We start from the raw sequence: 12,964 nt of genomic DNA, 5'->3' as shown, positions 1-12,964 counted from the left end.
GTATGGTTAAGCGTATTTTTCAAATAAGAACATTGCCATTGATATAAAGAATAATATTCCACCTATATTGATGGTAATGAAATATATTTTTATCCAATGGGTTAAATTGGAGGGTAAACTTTGAATAAAGTCGTAAGATTCTTGGTACATATATTTACTATCAGGTCTATTTATCCTCATTCTTTTTCCAGTTAACAACATGTAGAAAAACATAGCAACCTGAAACTGACCATAAACACCTAGGAAACGACCAATATTTACGCCTGTTGATAAACAAAGCCCTTTCCCTATATATAATTCAATAATTTCATCCATCTTTTTTTGGTTTATTTTATAAATAGCTATTGATACAACTAAAAAAACAAGAAATAAAATATAAAGGATAGTCATAATGATAAGAGTTAATCTGTTCATGTTAATTTCCTATTAGTAATTCAACAATAAATTCAGCAAACTTTTCTCCACCTTTATTGCCAATATAGCCTCCTGTTAAGCCACCACCCGCCATGCAAATTCCAACAGCTAATCCTTCAGTTGCAAACCCAAGGGCAGCACATGCTGCGCCTGCGGCCATGCTACTATAATATCCTGCACCTATCCCACCTCCTGTCCTACCAACAAATTTACTATATTCCTTGATGGCCACTTTTTCACATTTTCCTGCTTGCCCATAATTGCAGGCATCAATAACCTGTCCGGTGGTATCAACAAAATCCAGGCTAATGGCAACTCGGCCGCCATATTTCATCCATTTAACCATTTTAGCACTGCGGGTGATTATATGACTATATCCCTTTATCGCGCCAATCCCTGCTTTATCCCATTGGTGAGCAATGGCTTTGGTTGATAACTTTAACGCATGTTTTAAATTAGGATGTTGGTCGATTTTCAAAGAGAGTCTGCTAAATTTATTTAATAATCCCTTTAAGTTACCCATAATCAGTTGTCTTTCTACATAAAACTCGGTACTGATAAATTTTCGGTTTAGCCCATTTAACCGATATTCTTTTTCATAAAGCTTTTGTAACTTTGACAGATTTTTTTTGATTTGGGAGAAATAAGTGTCACCCATTGATGATGCGGTGCCAACTAAGGTTCCTCCTTGATCCAGTACATAGTGAAACAGACCAAAATGACGATGCAAAAATGCTGCGGATTCACCAGGCAGAGCTGAAACGGATTGGTTGACTTCATACTGAGATTGTTTCAATAGCTGTATTATGTGTGGCGGATTATAGGAATCTGGATCTGCCACCAGCAGGATTTGTCCCGGTTTCAGGAATCGGTAATTTGAATTTAATTCCATAAAATAGCGGGCCGCTTCGCTATTTGAATGGCTGAATAACAGACTTGCTTGAAAGCTCAATCCTCCGGGTTGCTGTACGACACAGAAACCGGGTTGTATGTTTCTTTTCATATACCCTATTTGTTCCGCTAGTGGCTTTTAACATGCTGGCTCAACGTTAGATAACATCACTTAATCAGATAATCGGATTATCTTCAACATATAGTAAACGGGTCTGTAATCTCTACAGAGTGAGAATTCATAGGGGGTTAGGTGATGGATAAATTCAATCTGATGCTGTCCGTTGATATTGATTAATTTACGGTTTTTTCTATACTAAAGGATAGAAATAGTGAGAGAAGTTCGTTTGTATATTTGTCCTGACTACAAGCCTGCAATATTTACATTTATATAAGATAACTAACGATTCATTACAATTCTCTTCTTGAAATCAAAGGAAAATAATTCAGAATGCGAACTCGAACATAAGGTAAACTAAGTAGGTAAAGCTATGGCAAATATGATTTATGTGACGATAAAAGGTGAATCTCAGGGGCTTATTTCTCAAGGATGTTCAACTTTGGATTCTATTGGTAATCGGTATCAGAATGGACATGAAAATCAAATTATGGTGTTGCAATTTAATCATGGTCTGACTGTTGCTCAACATGTCAATTACCAGCCGGTAAACTTCATTAAACTATTAGATAAATCTTCCCCATTGTTAATGATAGCGGCAGCTAATCGTGAAAAACTGGAATTGACATTTGATATTTATCGGACTTCTCAAATAGGTTCACAGGAACTTTTTTATTCCATTTTGCTCACTGGAGCAAAAATTTGCGATTTAAATGTTAATTATCCGCATGTTATTAATGATAATAACGGCCAGCCGGAGGAAGTTGTTTCAGTTCAGTATGTTAATATTACTTGTCGACATCATATGGCGGGAACATCAGGATATTGTATCTGGGATGAGATGGTTTATTGATAAATGCAGTTTATACGCTTAGTTTTCATTTAATAGCTAAGCGTGTTTTTAAAAGTAAGTACATTGCCATTGATATCAAGCATAATATAAGGCTTATATTAATGGTGATGAAATATGTCATTATCCAGTGAATTGCTGTACGATACAGGAACTGGGTTGAATGTTTCTTTTCTTTGCTTCGGTAGTCGTTTTTAACATGTTGACTCAACGTTAGGTAACATAACTTTCTTATCGTTTCATCACCACCATTGCTTAATAAAATGATAAGATTATTTTTAGTTTATAAATGTACACGTTTTTAATTCTACCGCGCTATGTTTTCTTAGCAATCCTAAAGGGTGTCGTGCGAATGATTCTGATCTAAATCTCAAAGCTGGAACCTATCGTTAGCACTTTTCCATATTCTCTGTAAAATCTCTCCAGCGATTTTCCTGCCTGAGCGGTGCCTCTTAAGCGGGGAGTAAATAAGGCTTGAATTGGATTTAAGGAACGAAATATATCAATTTTGTTACGTTACACCTTAAAGCGTTTGTGATAAATTCAATCCGTTTTTGTCTATTAATATTGGTCGATTTGTTGTTTCTACTATAGAGAGTAAGGATATGAATGGATTTGCATATTTAGCAATGGCAATTGTTGCCGAAGTTATCGCAACGGCTTCATTAAAAGCCTCCGATGGGTTTAGTAAATTATTCCCCTCTATACTGGTCATTGTTGGATACGGCATTGCTTTCTGGGGGCTATCTCAGGTGGTTAAAGTGGTGCCATTAGGAATTGCTTACGCCATATGGTCGGGCTTGGGTATTGTGCTGGTTTCTGTTGCGGCGATATTCTTATATCAGCAGAAGCTGGATTGGGCGGCTATTTTAGGTATGTCTCTTATTGTCGCCGGTGTCATGGTAATAAACCTGCTTTCTAACACCAGTGCGCATTAATTAACAATTAACGGTGCTTCTGTTTTCCCTGAATTCTTTTCTGGAGAAGAGATATGTTAAACGTCAGTAATAAGAAAAGATGCCAGACAGTCTTATTAGGAGTACTCTTTAGTATTGCTGTATTAGCTGGTTGTAGTAGCCAGACAGGGAAAACAGCTACCCAATATCAGGGGATTCAATATTCTCAACCGGAAAATTCTCAACCGGAAGTTGCTCTTAGAGATAATGCCAGAGCAATCTGTTCTTATGTAGGTGGTATACCGGCGTTAGCAATACAATTAGATGGTGAGCAAATACCTGTTTGCCAGTTGGCAAATGGTAAGCGTTGTGATGAAAGGGCGTTATTGCAAGGTTCCTGTGTGTCAAGTTGAAAGTTGAGGTAGAAATCAAGCAACTAATATGAGCAGAAACATGCCGTTGGAATATCCGATTATAGGCTGCCTTGGGCATGATTCTGTGAGTATATTTGATTCATCAGACAATCATTTTCAACTATCTAAGTTGGAAATTATTTACGGCCAAAAAATTGGCTGATTAATACTAATGCAGCAACAATCAAATAAGCCGCAAAAATACCGACCAGCCATTGTGGCATCTCTAATGTCAGGAATTGCCACTGTCTTACTGAGCAATCACCTGTAGCTTCGAATACAGAAGGCAGCCATTGATTTAACGCCAGCCATGAAGGGAAGTTGACGAAGAAATCACAGGTATTAAATGGCGAAGGGTGCAACAGCATCATAGTATGTTCCCATGCGAGTCGCAGGCCGCTCCAGGCACTGTAGATCCACAAAACAATAGCCAGCCAGCGTAACGGCGTTTTTGGCGCGATCATACCCAATACCCCGGCGCCTAACACACCAAACAGCGCAACCCGCTCATAAATACACATCACGCAGGGCTGTAATTTCATCATATGTTGAAAATATAATGCCGAACCTTCCAGTATCAGGGCAGTCAAGGTCATTAACAGCCATGCGCTTCGTCCTTGAGAACAGTGGTTTAAAAATCGCATCATTTCCGTTTTTCCATGCAGATTAAGATAAACAATTGAACGCTTATTTTGCCGATTTACAGGTAACAAAAAAAGTCAATTAAGGTAAATTTGGTTTTTTCGGAGAAAAAACTAAAACCGTATTGCGTGTAGTCACTGTGCAATACGGCTTTGATTATGTTACGAAATAAATTGTTGCTGATTATGGCAAGGCAATTAAGCCCCATTGAACCATCATGTCAGTGACCGGAATTAATAGAAATTCTACGCACAGCAAACCGACCAAAGTCATCACGATAGTATAGGGTAATGCCATCATCACCATGCGACCGTAAGACAAACGAATTAACGGCGATAATGCCGAAGTCAACAGGAACAGAAATGCCGCTTGCCCGTTCGGTGTGGCAACGGAAGGTAGGTTAGTGCCGGTATTAATGGCGACAGCCAGATATTCAAATTGTTTATGTGAAATTAACCCCTCTTGCATAGCAGCCCTCGCTTCGTTGATATAAACCGTACCAACGAATACGTTATCTGATACTGATGAGAGCAGACCGTTGAACAGATAGAATAGAGAAAGTTGAGAAGTTTCAGAAACCTGTAATACAAACTGAATAAATGGCGTAAATAGTTGCTGGTCAACGATGACCGCAACGATAGAAAAGAATACAGTCAGTAATGCTGTGAATGGTAGCGCCTCTTCAAATGCTTTACCCAGTGCATGCTCTTCGGTAATACCACAGAGCGACGTAGTTAGAATGATGACTGATAGGCCGATCAGACCAACTTCTGCTAAATGAAATGCCAGCGCGACAATGAGCCATATACCAATCAGCGCTTGAGTAATAAGTTGCGCTTTTTCTTTACGAGTGCGTTTTGCGCTGGTTTTCTTGTCGTAATCTTCCAATACCTGCCGGACGCGTTCTGGCAATTCTGCGCCATAACCGAATAGCTTAAAGTGTTCGACCAGAAAACAGACTAACAGCCCGCAAATAAAGACAGGCAAGGTAACCGGAGCCATGCGAATAAAGAAGGTGACAAAATCCCAATTAACGTTTTTGGCGATAATCAGATTTTGCGGTTCTCCTACCATTGTCATCACACCGCCGAGGGCAGTACCTAAACCGGCATGCATCATCAGGCTGCGCAAAAAAGCACGAAATTGTTCAAGCGTTTGTTTCTTTTTTGCTGTGTCAATGTGATCGTCATGTTTAGAATTAATGACATCATGTTGATCGGTAATAAAGTTGTTGTAGATGGAATAGAAGCCAAGGGAGACACTAATAACCACGGCAATAACTGTCAGCGCGTCAAGAAATGCTGACAGGAATGCGCTAGCCAGACAGAATGCCAAGGCAAGCATGCGCTTAGATTTTATGGAGAGCAGGAGTTTAGTGAAAGCGAATAATAGTAATTGCTTCATAAAGTAAATTCCCGCCACCATAAATATCAGCAACAGTATAACTTCCAAATTATTAGCAATTTCATGACCCACTTGTTGAGGCGAGGTCATACCGATGATGACCGCTTCAATTGCCAACAAGCCACCCGGTTGTAATGGGTAACATTTAAGCGCCATTGCTAAAGTGAATATAAATTCGATAACAAGCAGCCAGCCTGCGACAAATGGGTTAATAAAGAAGAATATCAATGGGTTGGTGATGAGAAAAGTGATGATAGCTAGCTTATACCAATCTGGCGAGTTGCCGAGAAAGTTTTTTACTGTTGTTTTTAGGATACTGGTTTCCATTGCAATTAAAGTTCCTCTAAATTCGTAAGATTGTGTTCTTTAAACAATAGTACGCTTTAATACAGAATATTTTAAGGGAAACGAGTCATAGTTAAGCATGAGTACGCTTGTTTTTATGACCGTCTTTACGCTTTCTAGACTACATAGCTATATTGAAGTTGCGTATTCTGATATAATTTCATCTATTATTAGTTGAAAAAATCACGTTGGAATAACAAAAATATGGTCATTAAGGCTCAAAGTCCCGCAGGTTTTGCGGAAGAGTATATTATTGAGAGTATATGGAACGGCCGTTTTCCTCCTGGTTCCATTCTTCCGGCAGAACGTGAATTATCTGAGTTAATTGGTGTAACAAGGACCACCCTGCGTGAAGTATTGCAGCGTTTGGCACGCGATGGTTGGTTAACTATTCAGCATGGCAAACCAACAAAAGTAAATAACTTTTGGGAAACATCGGGTCTTAATATCTTAGAGACTCTGGCCCGTCTTGATCACGATCGTGTTCCTGAGTTGATTGATAACCTACTGGCGGTGAGAACGAATATCGCGGCGATATTTATTCGCACGGCTTTTAGGCATAATCCGGGTAAGTCATTGGAAGTATTGGCAGAAAAAGAGAAAGTGGAAGATAGTTCGGAGTCATTTAGCTCGCTGGATTATGATATTTTCCGTGGTTTGGCTTTCGCTTCGGGCAACCCAATTTACGGCCTGATTATCAATGGGTTGAGAGGGCTATATACCCGTGTGGGGCGTTATTACTTCTCTAATCCTGAAGCGCGTAAATTGGCGCTGAATTTTTATCAGCAACTGGTGATATTATGCCGCGATAAATCCTACGATAAAGTCATGGAATGTGTTCGTAACTATGGTAAAGAGAGTGGCGTCATTTGGCACAGTATGCAAAGTACAATGCCTGGTGATTTATCTGAATTGTCGCTGATATCTCGTTAATATTCTTACTTAATCTCAGGCTTTATCCAATCTATTAGTTTCAAATCAAAATTATTTTGAGTTGGCCCGGTGCAGCATGCTCTGTACCGGGAGTTTTGTTTCTTTCTCACTCAATTTCAAGCCAATCGTTAATGTCTCTATTTTAGAATATTATTCTAAATATTGGGTTTTTATTTGAATTTTTATTTCGATTAATTGATGGTTATTGGTATCTTGTGGTTGTTTAATTGATTCGCTTTTTTTGCCGAAAAACTCAGAATAATGACTTGATATGAAATAATTAGCATGTGATTCATATTGTAATTATTATCTTAATTTTATGATTTTAATATTAATTTTTATAATTTGGTTATGTGTTAATCACAAATAAGACTGTTGCATAAATGTAATCTAATTGTGACCTAAATCATAAATGTAGATTATTGACGTGACCGATGATTGTTCTATATTGGTTTTTTATAAACAGCATATTATGCTTGCCTAAAATTTTAAATCATCCGAGGGCTATGATGAAAATCCTTGTTTTAGGTAGTGGTGTGATTGGTGTAACCAGTGCCTGGTATTTGGTACAGCAAGGTCATGAAGTCACTGTCATTGATCGCCAGGGAAGCGCTGCTGAGGAAACCAGTGCGGCTAATGCCGGGCAGATCTCGCCGGGATACGCGACCCCGTGGGGAGCGCCGGGCATTCCATTGAAAGCCATTAAATGGATGTTTCAACGCCATGCTCCGTTGGCTATTCGTCCTGATGGATCGCTGTTTCAGTTACGCTGGATGTGGCAGATGTTGCGTAATTGCGATGCCAGTCACTATGCGATAAATAAGAGCAGAATGGTGCGACTGGCAGAGTACAGCCGTGATTGTATCAAACAGTTGAGGGCAGATACCGGTATTCAATATGAAGGGCGTCAAAAGGGCACGCTTCAGTTATTCCGTACGAATAAACAGTTTGATAATGCCGTGAATGACATAGCTGTTCTTGAACAGGAAGGCGTTCCTTACAATTTATTAACGGCGGATAAACTGGCGACAGTAGAGCCAGCGTTAGCGCATGTCGCTCACAAGTTGGCGGGGGGCTTGCAATTACCGAACGACGAAACGGGTGATTGTCAGCTTTTTACCAAAGAGTTGGCGAAAATGGCAGAAGCGGCAGGGGTAACGTTTCTGTTTAATAAGCAGATCAAACAGTTATTGGTGGAAGGGCAGCGGATTACCGGCGTCCAATGCGAAGATGACGTTATGACAGCAGACAGCTATGTTGTCGCGATGGGTGCCTATTCCACTGAATTGCTGAAAGGTTTTGTCAAAATTCCCGTATATCCACTGAAAGGTTATTCATTAACGATGCCTGTTGTCGATGCAGAACGGGCTCCGGTATCTACTGCATTGGATGAAACATACAAAATTGCGATTACCCGGTTTGATAACCGTATTCGTGTGGGCGGAATGGCAGAAGTTGTAGGCTTCAATTTGGATCTGCTTAAAGCACGTTATGAAACATTAAAAATGGTGGTACAAGACCTTTATCCCGGCGGAGGCGATATTACTCAGACCCGTTTTTGGACGGGATTACGCCCAATGACGCCAGATGGCACCCCAATTGTTGGCCCGACTGAATATCACAATCTCTACCTAAATACAGGGCATGGTACATTGGGATGGACAATGGCATGTGGTTCCAGTCAATTACTGGCTGATATTATTTCGGGTAAAAAGCCCGCCATTGCGTCTGATGATTTATCAGTATTTCGTTATGTTAATGGTTTTAATACAAAATTGGCACCATTTAGCCACCAATTACACACTGAACTAAGAGGCTAATAGAATATGCCACGTCCGATTTCGGCAACGATTCATCTTGATGCATTGGGAAATAATCTGGCGATTATTCGTAATAAGGTCGGTAATAGTAAAATCTGGGCTGTTGTTAAAGCAAATGCTTATGGGCATGGTTTGAGTCGCATATGGCAATATCTCGATCAGGCTGATGGATTTGCTTTACTTGATTTTAATGAGGCGATTTTATTACGGGAGCAGGGTTGGCAGGGGCCAATTTTGCTATTGGAAGGATTTTTTAAACCTGAAGACTTGTCGATAATTGATGAATATCGGTTAATAACGGTAGTACATAGTCATTGGCAACTGAAAGCAATAGAGATGGCCAATTTAAGTAAGCCAATCGATATTTATCTCAAACTCAATAGCGGTATGAATCGATTGGGATTTCCTGCGGATCAATATAGAACGGTTTTATCATCGGCAAAGCGTATCCGGCAAATTGGGCAAATAACATTAATGTCACATTTTGCGAATGCGGATAAGGATAATAAGGAGATTAGCGTTGCTGAACAACTTAACGTTATTAATTCGGTCAGTCATGGATTGGATATTTCTCAATGTCTGGCTAATTCAGCCGCTTCTTTGTGGTATCCACAAACTCATCGAGATTGGGTACGTCCCGGGATTGTGCTGTATGGCGCCTCACCGAGTGGAAAGTGGAAAGATATTGCCGATATTGGGTTGAAAGCAGTGATGAGCCTGCAAAGTGAAATTATTGCCATTCAGGATCTCAAAGCAGGAGACAAAATTGGTTATGGTAGTGAATATACAGCACCGGGTCCTATGCGAGTAGGTACAGTTGCCTGTGGCTATGCTGATGGTTATCCCCGTCGTGTAATGACGGGGACGCCGATTATTGTCGATGGTGTTAGGACTCAAGTATTAGGCACAGTATCAATGGATATGTTGTCGGTGGATTTAACGCCTTGTCCGCAGGCTCAAATTGGTAGTCCTGTTGAATTATGGGGGCAAAATTTGCCGGTGGATGATGTGGCCGAGATTTCCGGGACGATTGGCTATGAATTATTGTGTGCATTGGCAAATCGGGTCCCGGTATCTCTATGTCGTTAAATGCTATGTCGTTAAATACCAGACAGAGTGTCAAATAGTAGTTAACGACGGGTATTATTACAGGAAATAAGTTACCGCTTTCGTCAAATTAATATATTTTTGTTTTGTACAATCTATCTATTCTCGCCAGCAAAATTGGATGGGCAGTAAACATATTGTGCTCTTTAAGAAAAATAGGACATTATTACTTGAAAATGAGGGAAATGATCTCTTACACTTGATATAGCTAATTGTATAATTGTTTTAAAGGAAATAGTTAATCATGATCAACAAAGCTAAAATTTTAGCCACAGTCGTCACTTTTTGCCTGTCTTCATCTTTAGCTTATGCAGGGCAGTGGTCAATTGGCGCTTCTGTTTTGGCTGAGGCATCACCTTATAAAGGTGTGAAGAATAAAGATAAAGTGTTGTTTGTTCCAATGGTTAATTATGAAAGTGACAATTTCTATTTTCATACTTTAGCCGCCGGGTACTATTTGTGGAATCAACCAAAAGATCAGTTATCTTTAGATGTCTATTACTATCCTCAAAGTTTCCGCCCAAAAGATAATGAAGATAAGCAGATGAAAAAGCTGGATCGTCGTGATGATACTATGATGGGCGGTTTTAGCTATCGTCATATTGAAGATTGGGGGACGTTGCGTAGCTCTTTTGCCGCGGATACGTTGAGTAAAAGTAAAGGTATAAGGATTGACCTGGCTTATTTGTACGAATTTAAAAGTGATGATTGGTCATTACAACCGGGATTAGGCGTGGTTTGGAATAGTAAAAAACAAAATCGTTATGAGTATGGTATCAAAGATAATGAATCGCGCCGTAGCGGACTAGAAAAATATACGCCAGATGATAGTTGGACTCCCTATGTGGAATTATCTGCCAATTATAAATTTAACCAGGAATGGTCTGCATTTATGATGGGACGTGTTGAGCGTTTACCAAGTGAAATTAAAGATAGTCCGATGGTTAATAAGTCATATTCAAGTATTGTTTGGACAGGTGTTACATATAGTTTTTAATTACTCACTGCGATAATATCGAATAGAGACTGAATTCACTAAATAGTATTCAGTCTTTTTGATTTAAATGAGAGAGATATTTACTGGTAATCTTTCCGGCAACGGATTAGAACCGAAATATGGGCTGGACTATCATCTTTAGAGATCAATGGTTTATTGATACGAGCTGTTTCTACACAAACCATATTCTTATAACCTTCATTGCACATATCTTTCATTCCGTTCGATAGTTGGGCGCCGGGATTCCAGCATACAACATCACTGTGATGATAATGGTGAATTTCAATGGTTCGTTTCAGCGATTTATCCCTTATCAGATTAAAATCTTCTGGCTCGGTATAAATATGATCGGTACGACCGTTGAAAATAAGATCCTCTGTTGTTGTGTATTGCTCTTTATCGGCAACCGTATCAATAAAATGTTTACCTAAGCCACTGACTGAAATTTGATTAATATCGCCAATATTCAGATAAGTGTGTAGGGCACAGGTTGCTTGATAATCACCATAGGTTTCCAGTTCCACTTCACAGGTTTCACACAGTTTGAACCGGGCAATCAAGGTAAAATCATAAGGCCACAATTTATGGGTATATTCATTGTCTCTCAGCGTAAAAGTGAGTATGACGCCATTTTCATGTTCATTATGTGCGCTAAATTCCCAGGGAAGAATTCTGGCAAACCCGTGACTTGGCGCTCTTGAGGAACCAAACCAAGGCCAACAAATAGGAATACCACCGCGGATAGCAGTACCTGCTGCAAATATGGTTTTCCTGCTTAACCACAACCCCGGTTCCTCACCACTGGGTTGCCAGGCGATGAGATGTGCCCCTTGCAGACTGATTGCGCCACGAACCTTAGGATGATCGACGACTATCAATGGGAAACCGTCTATATTTCGTTGACTAATCGCTGGAGAAATTTGTTCTGCGACCGGTAATGAAAAGATTCTGTCGTTCATCCGTATAACCTTGTGAATCAAAGTTGGGCGATGGCAAGGCCCAAGAATAACGCATGTTGTATACAGATTGAAACAAAAGAGCTGCCGGGGAAGGGCAGCTCTTTTCAGGCAAGGAGATTACTCAGTTATTTGGCGATGTGAGCAATCAGATCCAGAACTTTGTTAGAGTAACCGGTTTCGTTGTCATACCAAGAAACCAATTTCACAAAGTTGTCGTTCAGAGCGATACCTGCTTTGGCGTCAAATACAGAAGTCAGTTTTTCGCCATTGAAATCGTTGGATACGACGTCATCTTCGGTGTAACCCAGAACGCCTTTCAGTTCACCTTCCGCAGCATCTTTGATTGCATCACAGATTTGTTGATAAGTGGCTGGTTTTTCCAGACGCACAGTCAGGTCGACAACCGATACGTTAGGAGTAGGAACGCGGAAAGCCATGCCAGTCAGTTTACCGTTCAGTTCAGGGATAACTTTACCCACCGCTTTAGCCGCACCGGTAGATGATGGGATGATATTTTGAGCGGCGCCACGACCACCACGCCAATCTTTCGCAGAAGGACCGTCAACAGTTTTCTGAGTTGCCGTTGTTGCGTGAACAGTGGTCATCAGACCTTCAACAATGCCGAATTTATCATTGATAACTTTAGCCAGCGGGGCCAGACAGTTAGTGGTGCAGGAAGCATTAGAAACGATGTCTTGGCCTGCATAAGTTTTGTGGTTAACACCCATAACAAACATAGGCGTGTCATCTTTGGACGGGCCGGTCAGAACAACTTTTTTCGCACCAGCGGCAATGTGCTTACGGGCGGTTTCGTCAGTCAGGAAGATACCTGTTGCTTCTGCAACAACATCAACACCCACTTCATTCCATTTCAGGTTAGCTGGATCTCTTTCTGCTGTAACGCGGATAGTTTTGCCGTTAACAATCAGGTGGCCGTCTTTTACTTCAACAGTGCCGTTGAAGCGACCGTGAGTTGAATCGTATTTCAGCATGTAAGCCATGTATTCGGCGTCCAGCAAATCGTTGATTGCAACGATTTCGATGTCTGAGCGTTCTTGTGCGGCACGGAAAACAATACGGCCAATACGACCAAAACCGTTGATACCTACTTTGATAGTCATAGTGTTCCACCAGCTATTTTTTAGTGAATTAAAAATTATTACTAAAGTTACCAA

Annotated in this window: 13 protein-coding genes; 7 read left to right on the top strand and 6 right to left on the bottom strand. The window is 40.3% G+C overall.

Annotation, left to right across the window (positions count from 1 at the left end):
• Positions 1-6 precede the first annotated feature (6 nt).
• Positions 7-414 (bottom strand): hypothetical protein, encoded by a 408-nt coding sequence (locus B0X70_RS12915; protein ID WP_217469519.1) that lies wholly within the window; start codon positions 412-414, stop codon positions 7-9.
• A gap of 1 nt (position 415) precedes the next feature.
• Positions 416-1,306, bottom strand: a complete 891-nt coding sequence (locus B0X70_RS12910; protein WP_217469518.1) for a hypothetical protein — start codon at positions 1,304-1,306, stop codon at positions 416-418.
• 490 nt (positions 1,307-1,796) lie between these two features.
• On the opposite strand from B0X70_RS12910, the gene B0X70_RS12905 reads away from it, so the two are divergent.
• From B0X70_RS12905 to B0X70_RS12895, 3 genes are all read left to right on the top strand, one after another.
• Entirely contained in the window at positions 1,797-2,276 is a 480-nt protein-coding gene (locus B0X70_RS12905) for an Hcp family type VI secretion system effector (protein ID WP_036805511.1), read from the top strand.
• Between the two features lie 602 nt (positions 2,277-2,878).
• A complete protein-coding gene (locus tag B0X70_RS12900) occupies positions 2,879-3,211 on the top strand; it encodes a DMT family transporter (RefSeq protein WP_036780782.1) in 333 nt (110 codons plus the stop codon).
• Positions 3,212-3,264: 53 nt separating this feature from the next.
• On the top strand, positions 3,265-3,582 hold the full coding sequence (locus B0X70_RS12895) for a putative hemolysin (RefSeq protein ID WP_217469517.1): 318 nt from the start codon (positions 3,265-3,267) through the stop codon (positions 3,580-3,582).
• A gap of 137 nt (positions 3,583-3,719) precedes the next feature.
• Here the strand turns inward: B0X70_RS12895 and dsbB are convergent, their stop codons facing one another.
• Positions 3,720-4,229 carry a disulfide bond formation protein DsbB gene (dsbB, locus tag B0X70_RS12890; RefSeq protein ID WP_046396855.1) on the bottom strand — a complete coding sequence of 170 codons (510 nt, stop codon included), beginning with the start codon at positions 4,227-4,229 and terminating at the stop codon, positions 3,720-3,722.
• Between the two features lie 178 nt (positions 4,230-4,407).
• Entirely contained in the window at positions 4,408-5,955 is a 1,548-nt protein-coding gene (gene nhaB, locus B0X70_RS12885) for a sodium/proton antiporter NhaB (protein WP_217469516.1), read from the bottom strand.
• A gap of 222 nt (positions 5,956-6,177) precedes the next feature.
• Between nhaB and fadR the strand changes: the two genes are divergently transcribed.
• The 4 genes from fadR (at position 6,178) to B0X70_RS12865 (ending at position 10,830) form a co-directional block, all read left to right on the top strand.
• Positions 6,178-6,906 carry a fatty acid metabolism transcriptional regulator FadR gene (gene fadR, locus B0X70_RS12880; RefSeq protein ID WP_217469515.1) on the top strand — a complete coding sequence of 243 codons (729 nt, stop codon included), beginning with the start codon at positions 6,178-6,180 and terminating at the stop codon, positions 6,904-6,906.
• Between the two features lie 509 nt (positions 6,907-7,415).
• On the top strand, positions 7,416-8,726 hold the full coding sequence (locus tag B0X70_RS12875) for a D-amino acid dehydrogenase (protein WP_217471728.1): 1,311 nt from the start codon (positions 7,416-7,418) through the stop codon (positions 8,724-8,726).
• A 6-nt stretch (positions 8,727-8,732) separates the two neighbouring features.
• Positions 8,733-9,815, top strand: coding sequence for a catabolic alanine racemase DadX (dadX, locus tag B0X70_RS12870; protein ID WP_217469514.1), 1,083 nt, complete (start codon positions 8,733-8,735; stop codon positions 9,813-9,815).
• Positions 9,816-10,077: 262 nt separating this feature from the next.
• Positions 10,078-10,830: a MipA/OmpV family protein gene (locus tag B0X70_RS12865; protein WP_217469513.1), complete on the top strand. Its 753-nt coding sequence runs from the start codon at positions 10,078-10,080 to the stop codon at positions 10,828-10,830.
• Positions 10,831-10,910: 80 nt separating this feature from the next.
• On the opposite strand, the gene B0X70_RS12860 is transcribed toward B0X70_RS12865, so the two are convergent.
• Positions 10,911-11,789: a D-hexose-6-phosphate mutarotase gene (locus B0X70_RS12860; protein WP_217469512.1), complete on the bottom strand. Its 879-nt coding sequence runs from the start codon at positions 11,787-11,789 to the stop codon at positions 10,911-10,913.
• 125 nt (positions 11,790-11,914) lie between these two features.
• Positions 11,915-12,910: a glyceraldehyde-3-phosphate dehydrogenase gene (gene gapA, locus B0X70_RS12855; RefSeq protein WP_036780816.1), complete on the bottom strand. Its 996-nt coding sequence runs from the start codon at positions 12,908-12,910 to the stop codon at positions 11,915-11,917.
• Positions 12,911-12,964 lie beyond the last annotated feature (54 nt).

The organism is Photorhabdus akhurstii, assembly GCF_019090985.1.
GTDB classification, from domain to species: Bacteria; Pseudomonadota; Gammaproteobacteria; order Enterobacterales; family Enterobacteriaceae; genus Photorhabdus; species Photorhabdus akhurstii.
This window is presented reverse-complemented; position numbering and strand designations above follow the sequence as displayed.